Source organism: Ekhidna sp. (assembly GCF_965228795.1).
Classification (GTDB): Bacteria; Bacteroidota; Bacteroidia; order Cytophagales; family Cyclobacteriaceae; genus Ekhidna.
This window is the reverse complement of sequence record NZ_OZ245839.1, coordinates 1-24,232: the sequence shown is the minus strand read 5'-3', so window position 1 is coordinate 24,232 and position 24,232 is coordinate 1. Positions and strand designations below refer to the sequence as shown.

At 48.5% G+C, this 24,232-nt stretch carries 6 protein-coding genes; 3 read left to right on the top strand and 3 right to left on the bottom strand.

Annotated features, from left to right (window positions below; translation table 11 throughout):
* Nucleotides 1-195 precede the first annotated feature (195 nt).
* The 3 genes from infB to rimP are packed head-to-tail and all read right to left on the bottom strand — an operon-like array spanning nucleotide 196 to nucleotide 4,636.
* Entirely contained in the window at nucleotides 196-2,931 is a 2,736-nt protein-coding gene (infB, locus tag ACQK2H_RS00030) for a translation initiation factor IF-2 (protein WP_425389421.1), read from the bottom strand.
* A 21-nt stretch (nucleotides 2,932-2,952) separates the two neighbouring features.
* On the bottom strand, nucleotides 2,953-4,194 hold the full coding sequence (gene nusA / locus ACQK2H_RS00025) for a transcription termination factor NusA (RefSeq protein ID WP_425389420.1): 1,242 nt from the start codon (nucleotides 4,192-4,194) through the stop codon (nucleotides 2,953-2,955).
* A gap of 1 nt (nucleotide 4,195) precedes the next feature.
* Nucleotides 4,196-4,636, bottom strand: coding sequence for a ribosome maturation factor RimP (rimP, locus tag ACQK2H_RS00020; protein ID WP_425389419.1), 441 nt, complete (start codon nucleotides 4,634-4,636; stop codon nucleotides 4,196-4,198).
* A gap of 335 nt (nucleotides 4,637-4,971) precedes the next feature.
* On the opposite strand from rimP, the gene ACQK2H_RS00015 reads away from it, so the two are divergent.
* From ACQK2H_RS00015 to ACQK2H_RS00005, 3 genes are read left to right on the top strand one after another with little or no spacing between them, the layout of a single operon-like run.
* Nucleotides 4,972-21,246, top strand: coding sequence for a beta strand repeat-containing protein (locus tag ACQK2H_RS00015; RefSeq protein WP_425389418.1), 16,275 nt, complete (start codon nucleotides 4,972-4,974; stop codon nucleotides 21,244-21,246).
* Nucleotides 21,224-24,019, top strand: coding sequence for a beta strand repeat-containing protein (locus ACQK2H_RS00010; RefSeq protein WP_425389417.1), 2,796 nt, complete (start codon nucleotides 21,224-21,226; stop codon nucleotides 24,017-24,019). Before ACQK2H_RS00015 ends, ACQK2H_RS00010 begins: the two co-directional genes overlap by 23 nt.
* The gene (locus ACQK2H_RS00005; RefSeq protein WP_425389416.1) at nucleotides 23,985-24,194 is read left to right on the top strand and encodes a hypothetical protein; all 210 of its coding nucleotides are present in this window, start codon (nucleotides 23,985-23,987) and stop codon (nucleotides 24,192-24,194) included. Before ACQK2H_RS00010 ends, ACQK2H_RS00005 begins: the two co-directional genes overlap by 35 nt.
* Nucleotides 24,195-24,232 lie beyond the last annotated feature (38 nt).

Below are 24,232 nucleotides of genomic sequence, written 5' to 3'. Positions count from 1 at the left end.
AACAAAGTAACGAAATATTTGATGGAAGGTTTAGCTTTTTTACAAAACTTAACTATGATGTTGTATTCTACGGTGATTTTATGTGAACGTAGAGTGAAGAACGGCAAAATATCAATGCCTGAATTATTTTGGGCATCAAAAAAGCTCATCCGAAGTAGATGAGCTTTCAAATATGGTTATTTAGCTTCTTGCTTCTTAAAGCGTTCGCTTAACTTCTTTTACTTCAAAGCCTTCGATGATATCTCCTACTTTGATGTCATTGAAATTCTTAATACTTAGACCACACTCATAGCCGCTTTTCACTTCAGAAACATCTTCCTTGAATCGCTTAAGCTGGTTAATCTCTCCGGTGTACACTACAATACCATCACGAACCAATCTCACTTTGTTGGATCGTTTCACAATACCGTCAGTTACATAACACCCCGCTACTGTACCAACTTTAGAGATTTTGAATACGTCTCGAACTTCGATATTACCGGTAATTACTTCTTCACTGGTAGGCTCAAGCATTCCCTCCATTGCATCTTTAACATCATTGATGGCGTCATAGATAATAGAGTAAAGCCTGATCTCGATTTCTTCAGTTTCTGCAAGCTTTCTGGCACCTCCCGAAGGTCTTACCTGGAAACCAACAATTACCGCATCAGATGCTGATGCTAGTAGTACGTCAGACTCAGAGATTTGTCCTACTGCTTTATGAAGAATATTTACTTGAACTTCTTCTGTAGATAGTTTGAGGAGTGAATCTGCCAATGCTTCAATAGAACCATCCACATCACCTTTAACAATTACATTTAGTTCTTTAAAGCTTCCAATCGCTAATCTTCTACCGATCTCGTCAAGCGTAATGTGCTTTTTAGTTCTGATAGATTGCTCTCTTAGAATTTGCTCACGCTTGTTAGCTACTTCTCTGGCCTCTCTGTCACTTTCCATGACGTTGAATTTGTCACCTGCCTGTGGAGCGCCATCTAGACCTAACATCAAGACTGGTGTTGACGGCCCTGCTTCTTCTAATTTATTTCCACGGTGATCAAACATTGCTTTTACCTTACCAAAATACGGACCTGCAAGCAATACATCACCTACTCTAAGAGTTCCTGCTTGTACCATTATCGTAGAAACATATCCTCGACCTTTATCAAGTGAGGCTTCCACAACTGATCCCACAGCTGCTTTTTCCGGATTTGCTTTTAGCTCAAGCAATTCAGCTTCAAGAAGTACTTTATCTAAAAGCTCGTCAATTCCTTCTCCGGTTTTTGCAGATACGTGCTGACATTGGTATTTACCACCCCAATCTTCAACAAGGATGTTGATATTGGAAAGGTCTTCTTTAATCTTATCAGGATTAGCGTTTGGCTTATCTACTTTGTTGATCGCAATTACAATTGGAACACCGGCTACCTGAGCATGATTGATTGCTTCTTTGGTTTGAGGCATCACAGAGTCATCCGCTGCTACTACGATGATTGCCACGTCGGTAATTTTGGCACCCCGAGCCCTCATCGCTGTAAATGCTTCGTGACCAGGTGTATCCAGGAAGGCTACCCTCTTACCACTATTGGTCATTACGTCATAAGCACCAATGTGCTGTGTAATTCCCCCAGCTTCTCCTTCAGTAACTTTAGATTCTCTAATGTAATCAAGAAGGGAAGTTTTACCGTGATCTACGTGACCCATGATGGTCACAATAGGTGCTCGGTCTACTAGTTTGCTTTCATCATCTTCCTCTTCAACAATGTCGGTTTCTTCCTTAGCTTCAGCAAAGTCTACTTCATAACCAAACTCATCTGCAATGACAGTAATTGTTTCTGCATCCAATCGTTGATTGATAGACACAAACATACCAAGTGACATACATGCTGAAATCACATCATTAGCAGAAACATCCATTAATGATGCAAGATCACTTGCTGAGATGTATTCGGTTACTTTTAGTGTTTTTGAAGCTTCCTCTGCCTGTAATTGTCTTTCTTCCTCTTCCTCAGCACGAGCAGATCGTTTGTCTTTTCTGTATTTGGATCGTTGCGATCCTCCTTTGCCACTGCCGCCACTAAGCTTCGCTAGTGTTGCTTTAATCTTATCCTGAATTTCCTTATCGGAAAGCTCTTCCGTTTTTCTTCCTGATTGAGTTCGGCTGCCTCTGTCTCCTCTTCCACGCTGCTGCTGGCCGCCACCACCACCGGATTGAATTCTTTTTCTCGGTCTTTTTTTCCTGTCTTGTTTAGAGTCAGAGGATGCTACTGGCTTAGGTTTATCCTTAGGCAGTTCTATTTTATCTAGAACCTTTAGCCCTCTTAGTGAATCAGCTTTTCCTTTGATAACCTCTTTTTGTGGCTCTGGTTTTTCCTCCTTCTCTTCTTCTTTGGCCTTAGGCTCTTCTTTTTCCTTTTCTTTTGGAGCCTCTTCTTTCTTAGCTTCCTCTTCCTTAACCTCTTTCTCTGGTGCTTTTTCTTCGGCTTTCGGTTTAGTTTCCTCTACCTCTTTTGCCTCTACCTTTTTGGTTTCTTTTACTTCTTCTTTCTTAGGCTCTTCCTTGGCTTCTTCCTCTTTCTTCTTATTTAGATCGATTTTACCTACAACCTTAGGGCCGTCCAGCTTGGTTTTAGCTGATATTTTTTCCGGTTTAGGTTCTGAGCCAACATTATCCTTAATGAGTATACGCTCATCCTCAGATTTTTCCTGAGCGGAAGATTTTTCCGCATCAATAACCATATTGTCGGTCTTGCCTCCAATAGTTAATTCTGATGCTTCTTCTTTATCGTGAGCAGAATCCGCAAACTCACGCGCAAGCATATTATACTGATCCTGTGGAATTTTAGAATTTGGATTGGAGTCCACTTTGTGACCCTTCTCCTTCAAAAATTCAAGGATAGTATTTTTACCTACGTTTAGCTTTCTTGCTACTTGACTTAATCTGTATTCTGCCATATAAACCTCTCAAAGTTAAGTTTATTCGAATTCCTGGCTCAGAACTCGAATCACTTCATGTACTGTTTCTTCTTCTAAATCCGTCCTTCTTACCAAATCATCAGAGCTTAACTTCAATACGCTTTTTGCTGTATCAAGCCCTACTCTTTTTAATTCATCGATAACCCAATCTTCCAGTTCATCAGTAAATTCATCCAGATCTACATCTTCTTCTGAAGCTTCATCAAGCTCTCTGAAAACATCGATCTCCATACCCACTAATTTACTAGCCAATTTGATGTTTTGACCACCTTTTCCAATTGCCAAAGATACCTGATCTGGTTTGAGATAAACAGATACTCGTTCTTTATCCTCACTTATTTTCATGCTGGTGATCTTCGCAGGGCTTAAAGCTCTTGCCAGATAAAGCTCTAGATTGTCTGTGAAATTGATCACGTCAATGTTTTCATTTTGAAGCTCACGAACGATCGAGTGAATCCTTGATCCTTTCATACCCACACATGCTCCCACAGGATCTATTCTGTCATCATATGACTCTACTGCAACTTTTGCTCTTTCACCAGGCTCTCTCACCACATTTTTAATGGTAATAAGACCGTCATATACTTCTGGCACTTCAGCCTCAAAAAGTCTTTCAAGGAAGACCGGAGATGTTCTGGAAAGAATAATTTTTGGGTTACCATTAACCATTTCAGCTCTGTGAACAATGGCTCGTACGGTATCTCCTTTTCTATATCTGTCTTTTGGAATTTGCTCGCTTTTTGGAACAGTTAGTTCGTTACCTTCACCATCAGTTAACAATACTTCACGACCTAAAACCTGATAAACTTCACCCTGAATAATTTCCCCAACAAGATCCTTATACTTTTGAAATAAGATATCTTTTTCAAGATCCTTTATCTTCTGAATAAGAGTTTGTCTTGCCGTCATCACAGCTCTTCGCCCAAAGTCCTCGAGCTTGATCTCTTCCGCCACTTCTTCACCAATTTCAAAATCCGGCTCGATCTGCCGTGCTTCGGTCAGACTGATTTTATCATGATCCCAAATATCTTCAGAGTTATCATCCACAATTTCTCTAAATCTCCATATCTCGAGATCCCCATTATCGGCATTTATAACAATGTCGAAATTGTCATCTGTTTCGTATTTTTTTCGAATCATCGTTCTGAATACATCTTCCAGAATTCTGATCATAGTAGGGCGGTCAATGTTTTTGCCTCTGGCAAAATCCGCAAACGAATCAATTAATACTGACGCTTCCATCTTACTTGAATGATACTTTTACTTTTGATTGTCTTATATCTTTTATCTGAAGGGATCTTTCTGTTTTGTTTTTTATCAAAATCTCTTCGTCTTTCACGGCGATTAACTCACCTTCAACTTTCTCTCCGTCAACCATTTCAATGTTTAGGCTCCTTCCGATATTCTTAGAATACTGCCTGATCATTGACAGGGGAAAGTCTAATCCCGGAGAGGAAACTTCCAATGTGTATTTACCCTCCATGATTTCATGCTCTTCCAGTTCATTGCCAATGTACCTGCTTATCTTACTACATTGATCTATAGAAATTCCATTATTACCATCTACAAAAACAAGAAGCTTTTGATTTCCCTGGTTTCCTTTGATCTTCACATCAACAAGAAACAGTTCCTTCTCGTCTTCAATCGCACTTTTTGCTATCGATTTTATTTGTTCTTCTAACACACCTATATCAATGAAAAGAGGGGACTGATGTCCCCTCTTTCGGAATTCTAACTATTTCTATACTGCAAAGGTAGAAAACTAAAGTTTAAATTCTGCATTTGGGCCAAAATTTCTCCTATTTCCAAATAAGAGATACCATTAAAAATAGAAATTGAGCAGTTCGTCTAAAGTTCGATGGTTAACAGGCTGGTTTTTTGGAAATTATGTAGTCTTGCGATAACTTTTACAGTCAGTTATTGAAGTAGTCTCACCACCCTATTTTTTTAACCGTTAAAATCAAAATTTGACGTAAGAAATTACGCCTGCCTTAGTCCCTTAAAATTGTCCCCAGAGTTATGAAAAATTTAAAGTTTGCAGCGTCCACTGCTTTTATCTTTTTCTGTGCCTTATCGCATGGTCAGGATAATTCAGTCGGAATAAACACCAACAATCCAAATGCCAATGCGGTATTGGAACTTGTTTCTCCTAATTCAAATCAGGGATTCCTGGTGCCACGTGTCACTACCGCACAGAGGCTTAGCATGAGTGGCTCTTTGGGTAATCAGGATATTGGTTTGATGGTTTTCGACACCAGTGAGCGATCATTCTATTTCTGGTCTGAAGGAGTTTGGAAGGCCGGACTAGGGATATTGACGACTATTAATGCTGGTGGGGACCTGACTGGTAGTTATCCAAATCCGACAATCAAATTGGGGGCAGTTGTCGAAGATAAAATCGCTGATGGGGCAGTGACAACACCTAAGTTACAGAATAGTAGTGTCACGACTGAAAAAATTGATAATAGTGCTGTGACTACTGATAAAATTGCAAATCTGGCTGTGACCGGGGAAAAGCTAGAGAATATTTCATCAATAACAGCAGGTACATATGGAACAGACGCTTTTAACGTCTTGCAACTTACGGTCGATCAAAAGGGAAGAGTTACGGGGATATCAGAAGTCATAATCCAAATTGGTACGGCAAACATCATCAACGGCTCAATCCTGAATGAAGATATAGCCAATGGGACTATTACGATCTCGAAAATCAATACAGAAGGGAATTCAAATGTTGTTCTTACGGTAGATGCTTCAGGAAATCCCGTTTGGACCAGCAGGTCAGAGTTTACCTCTTCCGCTCTTGCCCAAGACAATATTTACATCGGAAATAGCTCTGGAGTCGCTCAAGGGTTGCCTGTTTCGGGTGATATTACCGCAACAAACAATGGCTCGTCTGCAGATATTCAAATCAATACAGGGGCTGTAACAACAGATGAAATTCTTGACAACACAATTGTTTCAGATGATATAGCTACTGATGGAGTAGGCAAGGAAGAAATAGCACCAAATTCAGTTGGGACTAGTGAGTTAATTGATGGCGAAGTAGTCAATAGCAAAATTGCTGATGATGCGATAACTACCGAGAAAATACAAGATGGTGAAGTTAATACCCAGGACATAGCGACAGCTGCTGTCACTGAAAATGAAATAGCGGATAATGCAGTGACCACCAACAAGATAGCAGATGATAATGTAACACGAGATGATATCAATGCAGATGTTGCAGGTTTAGGGTTGATACAAAATGCCAATGGAAGCCTTGAAATCAACAATGGAAATGGCTTGCAAATAAGCAATGATTCACTTTATGTTGATTTAGGAGGTTTGGCCGGCGAAGGCCTCATTGAAGATGCAACCAACGGCGAACTTGACATCAATGTAGATGACGTTACTCTCGAAACAAGCTCAGATATACTGCAGGTCAAAGACTCTGGAATCACAAATGATAAAATTGCTGGGCAGGCTGTTACACAAGACAAGATCTTACCATCAAACACGAATGCACTACTGATTTCAGATAATACACCATCTGCTTCGTGGTTTTCTCCTGGTAATGATAAAGTAATTGTTACTGGACCTTCAGGAGAAATCACTTCAAAAGATGCTGTTGATTTTATCGATAGTGATTTAGATTTTGGTAATATTTATTTGGGAAATGCATCTGATGTTGCTCAACCATTTTTTGTTGGAAATGCCAACTACATTCCAATTGGAAATGGGAACACACTGACTTCAGCTCCTGTTACCGGGGATATTTCAATCGCTATCTCAGGACCTAATGCAGTAACCACTATTCAGGATAATGCTGTTGATGGAACTGACCTTGACTTGACTTCCAATTTTACGGTTCCTGGTAGCGGTCGTTTCATTTTAAATAATACAGGAGGTTTTGAAGTTTCTGGATTTTCTTTTTTGAATGGGCCTGTTAATCTAGGAGATAGTCCCGCTGATCAAATAACTTCAATTGGAAATCTTGACGCAAATAGAGGTTTAGATGTTACAGGTGCTGCCCTAACTACCAATCAAGCAATAACTCAATCAGGGACCAGTCAGGTTACATTCGGGGGAAATGTCGATGCAAATAACGGCATAGATGTAACGGGAATTCTGCGAGCAAATGACAATACGCTAATTGGATCTAGCGATACAGACGACTTAATAATAAATGCTGAAATTCAGGGAGCAACACCATTTATTCTGGAGGGTGTAACCGATAACAATTTTGAGACACGTATTGCTGTTGTCGACCCAACTGCTGATCGAACAATTAGTTTGCCTAATGCATCAGGAACCGTCGTTCTTTCAGGTGCTGGAACATTACAAAATAACCTTGCATTAAGCAGTGATGCCAATGGTCAAATTGTCAACGCAGTTGATGGTCAACCATTTAATGTAAACTCAAACGACATCAACATCGGTGATGATATAGCGGATCAGACGGATTTTATTGGCAATGTGGACGCGAACAATGGCTTGGATGTAGACGGGGGCACGTTTACGATTGCGAATGGAGTAAATACGACGGTAGGCGATGGCACGATTACGACGGGCGCAGGTCAGGTAGACTTTGGAGGCAATGTGGACGCGAATGCGGGCTTGGATGTAACAGGCTTATTGCAGGCGGACGATAATGTGACCTTAGGAGCCACGAATGCGGATGCTTTAGTAGTGAATGCGAATGCGGACTTCAACGATGTGGTGAATGTAGATGGGAACACGACGTTGAACAGCAACGTAACGATCGCCGATGGAGCTACATCTACGACGATCAACAACGATGACATTAATATCGGAAATGCGGCAGACGATGCGATAGACCTTCAGGGCGCGACGGGGATAACGGGCAACAGTTTAACGGTAGGCACGACGGTAACGAATTTAAACAGTGGGACGACCAATGTATCGGATGGAGCGACACTAAATGTGAACTCGGATGCGGTGAATATAGGCGATGAGGATACGGATGTGATAGGTATCCAGGGCGCGACGACCCTTACGGGTAACAGTACAGCATTAAATGCGACAAGTACGACGATCAACAGTGGGTTGATCGGGGTTGGTACAGATGACACGGACGATGTAAGTATCAATGCGGAGATCCAGGGCGCAACCCCTTTGATATTAGAGGGCGGCACGGACGACACGTTTGAGACGCGCATTGCGGTGACGAATCCAACGGCAGATCGTACGATCACCTTACCGGATGCGGATGGTACGGTGGTATTGCAGGGGAACACGAACTACACGGGCGACTTAGCGTTGACCACCGATGTGAATGGAGATATTGTTGAAGCGGTAGACGGTCAAGACTTCAATGTAAACTCCGATGTAATCAACCTTGGGAATGCGGGTACGGATCAGGTAGATGTTGCAGGGAACCTGGACGCGAATGCGGGCTTGGATGTAGACGGGGGCACGTTCACGATTGCGAATGGAGTAAATACGACGGTAGGCGATGGCACGATTACGACGGGCGCAGGTCAGGTAGACTTTGGAGGCAATGTGGACGCGAATGCGGGCTTGGATGTAACAGGCTTATTGCAGGCGGACGATAATGTGACCTTAGGAGCCACGAATGCGGATGCTTTAGTAGTGAATGCGAATGCGGACTTCAACGATGTGGTGAATGTAGATGGAGCTACTACACTCAACGATGATCTTACGGTATCCACCGATGCTACGACCACCACGATCAACTCGAACACGATTGATATAGGTAATGCGGCAGGAGATGCGATCGATCTAACGGGCGCGACGAATATTAACGGGGGCAATCTGACGGTAGCGACGGGCTCTTCAGCGACGTTCAATGATGCGGTGACTTTGGGTGATGGTGAATCAGATGCAGTAGCGATCAATGGCACGTTGCAGGAAGGAACGTTGGTAGCGGGTCAGAATGCGGTTGTTTTTGATGGTTCGACGGCAGATGCTACGAACCGCACGACTTTTGAGATCGAAGATCCAACGGCAGCCCGCACGATCACGTTCCCGGATGCAGATGGTACGGTGGTATTGCAGGGGAACACGAACTACACGGGCGACTTAGCGTTGACCACCGATGTGAATGGAGATATTGTTGAAGCGGTAGACGGTCAAGACTTCAATGTAAACTCCGATGTAATCAACCTTGGGAATGCGGGTACGGATCAGGTAGATGTTGCAGGGAACCTGGACGCGAACAATGGCTTGGATGTAGACGGGGGCACGTTCACGATTGCGAATGGAGTAAATACGACGGTAGGCGATGGCACGATTACGACGGGCGCAGGTCAGGTAGACTTTGGAGGCAATGTGGACGCGAATGCGGGCTTGGATGTGACGGGCTTATTGCAGGCGGACGATAATGTGACCTTAGGAGCCACGAATGCGGATGCTTTAGTAGTCAATGCGAATGCGGACTTCAACGATGTGGTGAATGTAGATGGAGCTACTACACTCAACGATGATCTTACGGTATCCACCGATGCTACGACCACCACGATCAACTCGAACACGATTGATATAGGTAATGCGGCAGGAGATGCGATCGATCTAACGGGCGCGACGAATATTAACGGGGGCAATCTGACGGTAGCGACGGGCTCTTCAGCGACGTTCAATGATGGGGTGACTTTGGGTGATGGTGAATCAGATGCAGTAGCGATCAATGGCACGTTGCAGGAAGGAACGTTGGTAGCGGGTCAGAATGCGGTTGTTTTTGATGGTTCGACGGCAGATGCTACGAACCGCACGACTTTTGAGATCGAAGATCCAACGGCAGCCCGCACGATCACGTTCCCGGATGCAGATGGTACGGTGGTATTGCAGGGGAACACGAACTACACGGGCGACTTAGCGTTGACCACCGATGTGAATGGAGATATTGTTGAAGCGGTAGACGGTCAAGCCTTCAATGTAAACTCCGATGTAATCAACCTTGGGAATGCGGGTACGGATCAGGTAGATGTTGCAGGGAACCTGGACGCGAATGCGGGCTTGGATGTAGACGGGGGCACGTTCACGATTGCGAATGGAGTAAATACGACGGTAGGCGATGGCACGATTACGACGGGCGCAGGTCAGGTAGACTTTGGAGGCAATGTGGACGCGAATGCGGGCTTGGATGTGACGGGCTTATTGCAGGCGGACGATAATGTGACCTTAGGAGCCACGAATGCGGATGCTTTAGTAGTGAATGCGAATGCGGACTTCAACGATGTGGTGAATGTAGATGGGAACACGACGTTGAACAGCAACGTAACGATCGCCGATGGAGCTACATCTACGACGATCAACAACGATGACATTAATATCGGAAATGCGGCAGACGATGCGATAGACCTTCAGGGCGCGACGGGGATAACGGGCAACAGTTTAACGGTAGGCACGACGGTAACGAATTTAAACAGTGGGACGACCAATGTATCGGATGGAGCGACACTAAATGTGAACTCGGATGCGGTGAATATAGGCGATGAGGATACGGATGTTATAGGTATCCAGGGCGCGACGACCCTTACGGGTAACAGTACAGCATTAAATGCGACAAGTACGACGATCAACAGTGGGTTGATCGGGGTTGGTACAGATGACACGGACGATGTAAGTATCAATGCGGAGATCCAGGGCGCAACCCCTTTGATATTAGAGGGCGGGACGGACGACACGTTTGAGACGCGCATTGCGGTGACGAATCCAACGGCAGATCGTACGATCACCTTACCGGATGCGGATGGTACGGTGGTGTTGCAGGGGAACACGAACTACACGGGCGACTTAGCGTTGACCACCGATGTGAATGGAGATATTGTTGAAGCGGTAGACGGTCAAGCCTTCAATGTAAACTCCGATGTAATCAACCTTGGGAATGCGGGTACGGATCAGGTAGATGTTGCAGGGAACCTGGACGCGAATGCGGGCTTGGATGTAGACGGGGGCACGTTCACGATTGCGAATGGAGTAAATACGACGGTAGGCGATGGCACGATTACGACGGGCGCAGGTCAGGTAGACTTTGGAGGCAATGTGGACGCGAATGCGGGCTTGGATGTGACGGGCTTATTGCAGGCGGACGATAATGTGACCTTAGGAGCCACGAATGCGGATGCTTTAGTAGTGAATGCGAATGCGGACTTCAACGATGTGGTGAATGTAGATGGGAACACGACGTTGAACAGCAACGTAACGATCGCCGATGGAGCTACATCTACGACGATCAACAACGATGACATTAATATCGGAAATGCGGCAGACGATGCGATAGACCTTCAGGGCGCGACGGGGATAACGGGCAACAGTTTAACGGTAGGCACGACGGTAACGAATTTAAACAGTGGGACGACCAATGTATCGGATGGAGTGACACTAAATGTGAACTCGGATGCGGTGAATATAGGCGATGAGGATACGGATGTTATAGGTATCCAGGGCGCGACGACCCTTACGGGTAACAGTACAGCATTAAATGCGACAAGTACGACGATCAACAGTGGGTTGATCGGGGTTGGTACAGATGACACGGACGATGTAAGTATCAATGCGGAGATCCAGGGCGCAACCCCTTTGATATTAGAGGGCGGGACGGACGACACGTTTGAGACGCGCATTGCGGTGACGAATCCAACGGCAGATCGTACGATCACCTTACCGGATGCGGATGGTACGGTGGTGTTGCAGGGGAACACGAACTACACGGGCGACTTAGCGTTGACCACCGATGTGAATGGAGATATTGTTGAAGCGGTAGACGGTCAAGCCTTCAATGTAAACTCCGATGTAATCAACCTTGGGAATGCGGGTACGGATCAGGTAGATGTTGCAGGGAACCTGGACGCGAATGCGGGCTTGGATGTAGACGGGGGCACGTTCACGATTGCGAATGGAGTAAATACGACGGTAGGCGATGGCACGATTACGACGGGCGCAGGTCAGGTAGACTTTGGAGGCAATGTGGACGCGAATGCGGGCTTGGATGTGACGGGCTTATTGCAGGCGGACGATAATGTGACCTTAGGAGCCACGAATGCGGATGCTTTAGTAGTGAATGCGAATGCGGACTTCAACGATGTGGTGAATGTAGATGGGAACACGACGTTGAACAGCAACGTAACGATCGCCGATGGAGCTACATCTACGACGATCAACAACGATGACATTAATATCGGAAATGCGGCAGACGATGCGATAGACCTTCAGGGCGCGACGGGGATAACGGGCAACAGTTTAACGGTAGGCACGACGGTAACGAATTTAAACAGTGGGACGACCAATGTATCGGATGGAGCGACACTAAATGTGAACTCGGATGCGGTGAATATAGGCGATGAGGATACGGATGTTATAGGTATCCAGGGCGCGACGACCCTTACGGGTAACAGTACAGCATTAAATGCGACAAGTACGACGATCAACAGTGGGTTGATCGGGGTTGGTACAGATGACACGGACGATGTAAGTATCAATGCGGAGATCCAGGGCGCAACCCCTTTGATATTAGAGGGCGGGACGGACGACACGTTTGAGACGCGCATTGCGGTGACGAATCCAACGGCAGATCGTACGATCACCTTACCGGATGCGGATGGTACGGTGGTGTTGCAGGGGAACACGAACTACACGGGCGACTTAGCGTTGACCACCGATGTGAATGGAGATATTGTTGAAGCGGTAGACGGTCAAGCCTTCAATGTAAACTCCGATGTAATCAACCTTGGGAATGCGGGTACGGATCAGGTAGATGTTGCAGGGAACCTGGACGCGAATGCGGGCTTGGATGTAGACGGGGGCACGTTCACGATTGCGAATGGAGTAAATACGACGGTAGGCGATGGCACGATTACGACGGGCGCAGGTCAGGTAGACTTTGGAGGCAATGTGGACGCGAATGCGGGCTTGGATGTGACGGGCTTATTGCAGGCGGACGATAATGTGACCTTAGGAGCCACGAATGCGGATGCTTTAGTAGTGAATGCGAATGCGGACTTCAACGATGTGGTGAATGTAGATGGGAACACGACGTTGAACAGCAACGTAACGATCGCCGATGGAGCTACATCTACGACGATCAACAACGATGACATTAATATCGGAAATGCGGCAGACGATGCGATAGACCTTCAGGGCGCGACGGGGATAACGGGCAACAGTTTAACGGTAGGCACGACGGTAACGAATTTAAACAGTGGGACGACCAATGTATCGGATGGAGCGACACTAAATGTGAACTCGGATGCGGTGAATATAGGCGATGAGGATACGGATGTTATAGGTATCCAGGGCGCGACGACCCTTACGGGTAACAGTACAGCATTAAATGCGACAAGTACGACGATCAACAGTGGGTTGATCGGGGTTGGTACAGATGACACGGACGATGTAAGTATCAATGCGGAGATCCAGGGCGCAACCCCTTTGATATTAGAGGGCGGGACGGACGACACGTTTGAGACGCGCATTGCGGTGACGAATCCAACGGCAGATCGTACGATCACCTTACCGGATGCGGATGGTACGGTGGTGTTGCAGGGGAACACGAACTACACGGGCGACTTAGCGTTGACCACCGATGTGAATGGAGATATTGTTGAAGCGGTAGACGGTCAAGCCTTCAATGTAAACTCCGATGTAATCAACCTTGGGAATGCGGGTACGGATCAGGTAGATGTTGCAGGGAACCTGGACGCGAATGCGGGCTTGGATGTAGACGGGGGCACGTTCACGATTGCGAATGGAGTAAATACGACGGTAGGCGATGGCACGATTACGACGGGCGCAGGTCAGGTAGACTTTGGAGGCAATGTGGACGCGAATGCGGGCTTGGATGTGACGGGCTTATTGCAGGCGGACGATAATGTGACCTTAGGAGCCACGAATGCGGATGCTTTAGTAGTGAATGCGAATGCGGACTTCAACGATGTGGTGAATGTAGATGGGAACACGACGTTGAACAGCAACGTAACGATCGCCGATGGAGCTACATCTACGACGATCAACAACGATGACATTAATATCGGAAATGCGGCAGACGATGCGATAGACCTTCAGGGCGCGACGGGGATAACGGGCAACAGTTTAACGGTAGGCACGACGGTAACGAATTTAAACAGTGGGACGACCAATGTATCGGATGGAGCGACACTAAATGTGAACTCGGATGCGGTGAATATAGGCGATGAGGATACGGATGTTATAGGTATCCAGGGCGCGACGACCCTTACGGGTAACAGTACAGCATTAAATGCGACAAGTACGACGATCAACAGTGGGTTGATCGGGGTTGGTACAGATGACACGGACGATGTAAGTATCAATGCGGAGATCCAGGGCGCAACCCCTTTGATATTAGAGGGCGGGACGGACGACACGTTTGAGACGCGCATTGCGGTGACGAATCCAACGGCAGATCGTACGATCACCTTACCGGATGCGGATGGTACGGTGGTGTTGCAGGGGAACACGAACTACACGGGCGACTTAGCGTTGACCACCGATGTGAATGGAGATATTGTTGAAGCGGTAGACGGTCAAGCCTTCAATGTAAACTCCGATGTAATCAACCTTGGGAATGCGGGTACGGATCAGGTAGATGTTGCAGGGAACCTGGACGCGAATGCGGGCTTGGATGTAGACGGGGGCACGTTCACGATTGCGAATGGAGTAAATACGACGGTAGGCGATGGCACGATTACGACGGGCGCAGGTCAGGTAGACTTTGGAGGCAATGTGGACGCGAATGCGGGCTTGGATGTGACGGGCTTATTGCAGGCGGACGATAATGTGACCTTAGGAGCCACGAATGCGGATGCTTTAGTAGTGAATGCGAATGCGGACTTCAACGATGTGGTGAATGTAGATGGGAACACGACGTTGAACAGCAACGTAACGATCGCCGATGGAGCTACATCTACGACGATCAACAACGATGACATTAATATCGGAAATGCGGCAGACGATGCGATAGACCTTCAGGGCGCGACGGGGATAACGGGCAACAGTTTAACGGTAGGCACGACGGTAACGAATTTAAACAGTGGGACGACCAATGTATCGGATGGAGTGACACTAAATGTGAACTCGGATGCGGTGAATATAGGCGATGAGGATACGGATGTTATAGGTATCCAGGGCGCGACGACCCTTACGGGTAACAGTACAGCATTAAATGCGACAAGTACGACGATCAACAGTGGGTTGATCGGGGTTGGTACAGATGACACGGACGATGTAAGTATCAATGCGGAGATCCAGGGCGCAACCCCTTTGATATTAGAGGGCGGGACGGACGACACGTTTGAGACGCGCATTGCGGTGACGAATCCAACGGCAGATCGTACGATCACCTTACCGGATGCGGATGGTACGGTGGTGTTGCAGGGGAACACGAACTACACGGGCGACTTAGCGTTGACCACCGATGTGAATGGAGATATTGTTGAAGCGGTAGACGGTCAAGCCTTCAATGTAAACTCCGATGTAATCAACCTTGGGAATGCGGGTACGGATCAGGTAGATGTTGCAGGGAACCTGGACGCGAATGCGGGCTTGGATGTAGACGGGGGCACGTTCACGATTGCGAATGGAGTAAATACGACGGTAGGCGATGGCACGATTACGACGGGCGCAGGTCAGGTAGACTTTGGAGGCAATGTGGACGCGAATGCGGGCTTGGATGTGACGGGCTTATTGCAGGCGGACGATAATGTGACCTTAGGAGCCACGAATGCGGATGCTTTAGTAGTGAATGCGAATGCGGACTTCAACGATGTGGTGAATGTAGATGGGAACACGACGTTGAACAGCAACGTAACGATCGCCGATGGAGCTACATCTACGACGATCAACAACGATGACATTAATATCGGAAATGCGGCAGACGATGCGATAGACCTTCAGGGCGCGACGGGGATAACGGGCAACAGTTTAACGGTAGGCACGACGGTAACGAATTTAAACAGTGGGACGACCAATGTATCGGATGGAGCGACACTAAATGTGAACTCGGATGCGGTGAATATAGGCGATGAGGATACGGATGTTATAGGTATCCAGGGCGCGACGACCCTTACGGGTAACAGTACAGCATTAAATGCGACAAGTACGACGATCAACAGTGGGTTGATCGGGGTTGGTACAGATGACACGGACGATGTAAGTATCAATGCGGAGATCCAGGGCGCAACCCCTTTGATATTAGAGGGCGGGACGGACGACACGTTTGAGACGCGCATTGCGGTGACGAATCCAACGGCAGATCGTACGATCACCTTACCGGATGCGGATGGTACGGTGGTGTTGCAGGGGAACACGAACTACACGGGCGACTTAGCGTTGACCACCGATGTGAATGGAGATATTGTTGAAGCGGTAGACGGTCAAGCCTTCAATGTAAACTCCGATGTAATCAACCTTGGGAATGCGGGTACGGATCAGGTAGATGTTGCAGGGAACCTGGACGCGAATGCGGGCTTGGATGTAGACGGGGGCACGTTCACGATTGCGAATGGAGTAAATACGACGGTAGGCGATGGCACGATTACGACGGGCGCAGGTCAGGTAGACTTTGGAGGCAATGTGGACGCGAATGCGGGCTTGGATGTGACGGGCTTATTGCAGGCGGACGATAATGTGACCTTAGGAGCCACGAATGCGGATGCTTTAGTAGTGAATGCGAATGCGGACTTCAACGATGTGGTGAATGTAGATGGGAACACGACGTTGAACAGCAACGTAACGATCGCCGATGGAGCTACATCTACGACGATCAACAACGATGACATTAATATCGGAAATGCGGCAGACGATGCGATAGACCTTCAGGGCGCGACGGGGATAACGGGCAACAGTTTAACGGTAGGCACGACGGTAACGAATTTAAACAGTGGGACGACCAATGTATCGGATGGAGCGACACTAAATGTGAACTCGGATGCGGTGAATATAGGCGATGAGGATACGGATGTTATAGGTATCCAGGGCGCGACGACCCTTACGGGTAACAGTACAGCATTAAATGCGACAAGTACGACGATCAACAGTGGGTTGATCGGGGTTGGTACAGATGACACGGACGATGTAAGTATCAATGCGGAGATCCAGGGCGCAACCCCTTTGATATTAGAGGGCGGGACGGACGACACGTTTGAGACGCGCATTGCGGTGACGAATCCAACGGCAGATCGTACGATCACCTTACCGGATGCGGATGGTACGGTGGTGTTGCAGGGGAACACGAACTACACGGGCGACTTAGCGTTGACCACCGATGTGAATGGAGATATTGTTGAAGCGGTAGACGGTCAAGCCTTCAATGTAAACTCCGATGTAATCAACCTTGGGAATGCGGGTACGGATCAGGTAGATGTTGCAGGGAACCTGGACGCGAATGCGGGCTTGGATGTAGACGGGGGCACGTTCACGATTGCGAATGGAGTAAATACGACGGTAGGCGATGGCACGATTACGACGGGCGCAGGTCAGGTAGACTTTGGAGGCAATGTGGACGCGAATGCGGGCTTGGATGTGACGGGCTTATTGCAGGCGGACGATAATGTGACCTTAGGAGCCACGAATGCGGATGCTTTAGTAGTGAATGCGAATGCGGACTTCAACGATGTGGTGAATGTAGATGGGAACACGACGTTGAACAGCAACGTAACGATCGCCGATGGAGCTACATCTACGACGATCAACAACGATGACATTAATATCGGAAATGCGGCAGACGATGCGATAGACCTTCAGGGCGCGACGGGGATAACGGGCAACAGTTTAACGGTAGGCACGACGGTAACGAATTTAAACAGTGGGACGACCAATGTATCGGATGGAGCGACACTAAATGTGAACTCGGATGCGGTGAATATAGGCGATGAGGATACGGATGTTATAGGTATCCAGGGCGCGACGACCCTTACGGGTAACAGTACAGCATTAAATGCGACAAGTACGACGATCAACAGTGGGTTGATCGGGGTTGGTACAGATGACACGGACGATGTAAGTATCAATGCGGAGATCCAGGGCGCAACCCCTTTGATATTAGAGGGCGGGACGGACGACACGTTTGAGACGCGCATTGCGGTGACGAATCCAACGGCAGATCGTACGATCACCTTACCGGATGCGGATGGTACGGTGGTGTTGCAGGGGAACACGAACTACACGGGCGACTTAGCGTTGACCACCGATGTGAATGGAGATATTGTTGAAGCGGTAGACGGTCAAGCCTTCAATGTAAACTCCGATGTAATCAACCTTGGGAATGCGGGTACGGATCAGGTAGATGTTGCAGGGAACCTGGACGCGAATGCGGGCTTGGATGTAGACGGGGGCACGTTCACGATTGCGAATGGAGTAAATACGACGGTAGGCGATGGCACGATTACGACGGGCGCAGGTCAGGTAGACTTTGGAGGCAATGTGGACGCGAATGCGGGCTTGGATGTGACGGGCTTATTGCAGGCGGACGATAATGTGACCTTAGGAGCCACGAATGCGGATGCTTTAGTAGTGAATGCGAATGCGGACTTCAACGATGTGGTGAATGTAGATGGGAACACGACGTTGAACAGCAACGTAACGATCGCCGATGGAGCTACATCTACGACGATCAACAACGATGACATTAATATCGGAAATGCGGCAGACGATGCGATAGACCTTCAGGGCGCGACGGGGATAACGGGCAACAGTTTAACGGTAGGCACGACGGTAACGAATTTAAACAGTGGGACGACCAATGTATCGGATGGAGCGACACTAAATGTGAACTCGGATGCGGTGAATATAGGCGATGAGGATACGGATGTTATAGGTATCCAGGGCGCGACGACCCTTACGGGTAACAGTACAGCATTAAATGCGACAAGTACGACGATCAACAGTGGGTTGATCGGGGTTGGTACAGATGACACGGACGATGTAAGTATCAATGCGGAGATCCAGGGCGCAACCCCTTTGATATTAGAGGGCGGGACGGACGACACGTTTGAGACGCGCATTGCGGTGACGAATCCAACGGCAGATCGTACGATCACCTTACCGGATGCGGATGGTACGGTGGTGTTGCAGGGGAACACGAACTACACGGGCGACTTAGCGTTGACCACCGATGTGAATGGAGATATTGTTGAAGCGGTAGACGGTCAAGCCTTCAATGTAAACTCCGATGTAATCAACCTTGGGAATGCGGGTACGGATCAGGTAGATGTTGCAGGGAACCTGGACGCGAATGCGGGCTTGGATGTAGACGGGGGCACGTTCACGATTGCGAATGGAGTAAATACGACGGTAGGCGATGGCACGATTACGACGGGCGCAGGTCAGGTAGACTTTGGAGGCAATGTGGACGCGAATGCGGGCTTGGATGTGACGGGCTTATTGCAGGCGGACGATAATGTGACCTTAGGAGCCACGAATGCGGATGCTTTAGTAGTGAATGCGAATGCGGACTTCAACGATGTGGTGAATGTAGATGGGAACACGACGTTGAACAGCAACGTAACGATCGCCGATGGAGCTACATCTACGACGATCAACAACGATGACATTAATATCGGAAATGCGGCAGACGATGCGATAGACCTTCAGGGCGCGACGGGGATAACGGGCAACAGTTTAACGGTAGGCACGACGGTAACGAATTTAAACAGTGGGACGACCAATGTATCGGATGGAGCGACACTAAATGTGAACTCGGATGCGGTGAATATAGGCGATGAGGATACGGATGTTATAGGTATCCAGGGCGCGACGACCCTTACGGGTAACAGTACAGCATTAAATGCGACAAGTACGACGATCAACAGTGGGTTGATCGGGGTTGGTACAGATGACACGGACGATGTAAGTATCAATGCGGAGATCCAGGGCGCAACCCCTTTGATATTAGAGGGCGGGACGGACGACACGTTTGAGACGCGCATTGCGGTGACGAATCCAACGGCAGATCGTACGATCACCTTACCGGATGCGGATGGTACGGTGGTGTTGCAGGGGAACACGAACTACACGGGCGACTTAGCGTTGACCACCGATGTGAATGGAGATATTGTTGAAGCGGTAGACGGTCAAGCCTTCAATGTAAACTCCGATGTAATCAACCTTGGGAATGCGGGTACGGATCAGGTAGATGTTGCAGGGAACCTGGACGCGAATGCGGGCTTGGATGTAGACGGGGGCACGTTCACGATTGCGAATGGAGTAAATACGACGGTAGGCGATGGCACGATTACGACGGGCGCAGGTCAGGTAGACTTTGGAGGCAATGTGGACGCGAATGCGGGCTTGGATGTGACGGGCTTATTGCAGGCGGACGATAATGTGACCTTAGGAGCCACGAATGCGGATGCTTTAGTAGTGAATGCGAATGCGGACTTCAACGATGTGGTGAATGTAGATGGGAACACGACGTTGAACAGCAACGTAACGATCGCCGATGGAGCTACATCTACGACGATCAACAACGATGACATTAATATCGGAAATGCGGCAGACGATGCGATAGACCTTCAGGGCGCGACGGGGATAACGGGCAACAGTTTAACGGTAGGCACGACGGTAACGAATTTAAACAGTGGGACGACCAATGTATCGGATGGAGCGACACTAAATGTGAACTCGGATGCGGTGAATATAGGCGATGAGGATACGGATGTTATAGGTATCCAGGGCGCGACGACCCTTACGGGTAACAGTACAGCATTAAATGCGACAAGTACGACGATCAACAGTGGGTTGATCGGGGTTGGTACAGATGACACGGACGATGTAAGTATCAATGCGGAGATCCAGGGCGCAACCCCTTTGATATTAGAGGGCGGGACGGACGACACGTTTGAGACGCGCATTGCGGTGACGAATCCAACGGCAGATCGTACGATCACCTTACCGGATGCGGATGGTACGGTGGTGTTGCAGGGGAACACGAACTACACGGGCGACTTAGCGTTGACCACCGATGTGAATGGAGATATTGTTGAAGCGGTAGACGGTCAAGCCTTCAATGTAAACTCCGATGTAATCAACCTTGGGAATGCGGGTACGGATCAGGTAGATGTTGCAGGGAACCTGGACGCGAATGCGGGCTTGGATGTAGACGGGGGCACGTTCACGATTGCGAATGGAGTAAATACGACGGTAGGCGATGGCACGATTACGACGGGCGCAGGTCAGGTAGACTTTGGAGGCAATGTGGACGCGAATGCGGGCTTGGATGTGACGGGCTTATTGCAGGCGGACGATAATGTGACCTTAGGAGCCACGAATGCGGATGCTTTAGTAGTGAATGCGAATGCGGACTATCAACAACGATGACATTAATATCGGAAATGCGGCAGACGATGCGATAGACCTTCAGGGCGCGACGGGGATAACGGGCAACAGTTTAACGGTAGGCACGACGGTAACGAATTTAAACAGTGGGACGACCAATGTATCGGATGGAGCGACACTAAATGTGAACTCGGATGCGGTGAATATAGGCGATGAGGATACGGATGTTATAGGTATCCAGGGCGCGACGACCCTTACGGGTAACAGTACAGCATTAAATGCGACAAGTACGACGATCAACAGTGGGTTGATCGGGGTTGGTACAGATGACACGGACGATGTAAGTATCAATGCGGAGATCCAGGGCGCAACCCCTTTGATATTAGAGGGCGGGACGGACGACACGTTTGAGACGCGCATTGCGGTGACGAATCCAACGGCAGATCGTACGATCACCTTACCGGATGCGGATGGTACGGTGGTGTTGCAGGGGAACACGAACTACACGGGCGACTTAGCGTTGACCACCGATGTGAATGGAGATATTGTTGAAGCGGTAGACGGTCAAGCCTTCAATGTAAACTCCGATGTAATCAACCTTGGGAATGCGGGTACGGATCAGGTAGATGTTGCAGGGAACCTGGACGCGAATGCGGGCTTGGATGTAGACGGGGGCACGTTCACGATTGCGAATGGAGTAAATACGACGGTAGGCGATGGCACGATTACGACGGGCGCAGGTCAGGTAGACTTTGGAGGCAATGTGGACGCGAATGCGGGCTTGGATGTGACGGGCTTATTGCAGGCGGACGATAATGTGACCTTAGGAGCCACGAATGCGGATGCTTTAGTAGTGAATGCGAATGCGGACTTCAACGATGTGGTGAATGTAGATGGGAACACGACGTTGAACAGCAACGTAACGATCGCCGATGGAGCTACATCTACGACGATCAACAACGATGACATTAATATCGGAAATGCGGCAGACGATGCGATAGACCTTCAGGGCGCGACGGGGATAACGGGCAACAGTTTAACGGTAGGCACGACGGTAACGAATTTAAACAGTGGGACGACCAATGTATCGGATGGAGCGACACTAAATGTGAACTCGGATGCGGTGAATATAGGCGATGAGGATACGGATGTTATAGGTATCCAGGGCGCGACGACCCTTACGGGTAACAGTACAGCATTAAATGCGACAAGTACGACGATCAACAGTGGGTTGATCGGGGTTGGTACAGATGACACGGACGATGTAAGTATCAATGCGGAGATCCAGGGCGCAACCCCTTTGATATTAGAGGGCGGGACGGACGACACGTTTGAGACGCGCATTGCGGTGACGAATCCAACGGCAGATCGTACGATCACCTTACCGGATGCGGATGGTACGGTGGTGTTGCAGGGGAACACGAACTACACGGGCGACTTAGCGTTGACCACCGATGTGAATGGAGATATTGTTGAAGCGGTAGACGGTCAAGCCTTCAATGTAAACTCCGATGTAATCAACCTTGGGAATGCGGGTACGGATCAGGTAGATGTTGCAGGGAACCTGGACGCGAATGCGGGCTTGGATGTAGACGGGGGCACGTTCACGATTGCGAATGGAGTAAATACGACGGTAGGCGATGGCACGATTACGACGGGCGCAGGTCAGGTAGACTTTGGAGGCAATGTGGACGCGAATGCGGGCTTGGATGTGACGGGCTTATTGCAGGCGGACGATAATGTGACCTTAGGAGCCACGAATGCGGATGCTTTAGTAGTGAATGCGAATGCGGACTTCAACGATGTGGTGAATGTAGATGGGAACACGACGTTGAACAGCAACGTAACGATCGCCGATGGAGCTACATCTACGACGATCAACAACGATGACATTAATATCGGAAATGCGGCAGACGATGCGATAGACCTTCAGGGCGCGACGGGGATAACGGGCAACAGTTTAACGGTAGGCACGACGGTAACGAATTTAAACAGTGGGACGACCAATGTATCGGATGGAGCGACACTAAATGTGAACTCGGATGCGGTGAATATAGGCGATGAGGATACGGATGTTATAGGTATCCAGGGCGCGACGACCCTTACGGGTAACAGTACAGCATTAAATGCGACAAGTACGACGATCAACAGTGGGTTGATCGGGGTTGGTACAGATGACACGGACGATGTAAGTATCAATGCGGAGATCCAGGGCGCAACCCCTTTGATATTAGAGGGCGGGACGGACGACACGTTTGAGACGCGCATTGCGGTGACGAATCCAACGGCAGATCGTACGATCACCTTACCGGATGCGGATGGTACGGTGGTGTTGCAGGGGAACACGAACTACACGGGCGACTTAGCGTTGACCACCGATGTGAATGGAGATATTGTTGAAGCGGTAGACGGTCAAGCCTTCAATGTAAACTCCGATGTAATCAACCTTGGGAATGCGGGTACGGATCAGGTAGATGTTGCAGGGAACCTGGACGCGAATGCGGGCTTGGATGTAGACGGGGGCACGTTCACGATTGCGAATGGAGTAAATACGACGGTAGGCGATGGCACGATTACGACGGGCGCAGGTCAGGTAGACTTTGGAGGCAATGTGGACGCGAATGCGGGCTTGGATGTGACGGGCTTATTGCAGGCGGACGATAATGTGACCTTAGGAGCCACGAATGCGGATGCTTTAGTAGTGAATGCGAATGCGGACTTCAACGATGTGGTGAATGTAGATGGGAACACGACGTTGAACAGCAACGTAACGATCGCCGATGGGAGCTACATCTACGACGATCAACAACGATGACATTAATATCGGAAATGCGGCAGACGATGCGATAGACCTTCAGGGCGCGACGGGGATAACGGGCAACAGTTTAACGGTAGGCACGACGGTAACGAATTTAAACAGTGGGACGACCAATGTATCGGATGGAGCGACACTAAATGTGAACTCGGATGCGGTGGAATATAGGCGATGAGGATACGGATGTTATAGGTATCCAGGGCGCGACGACCC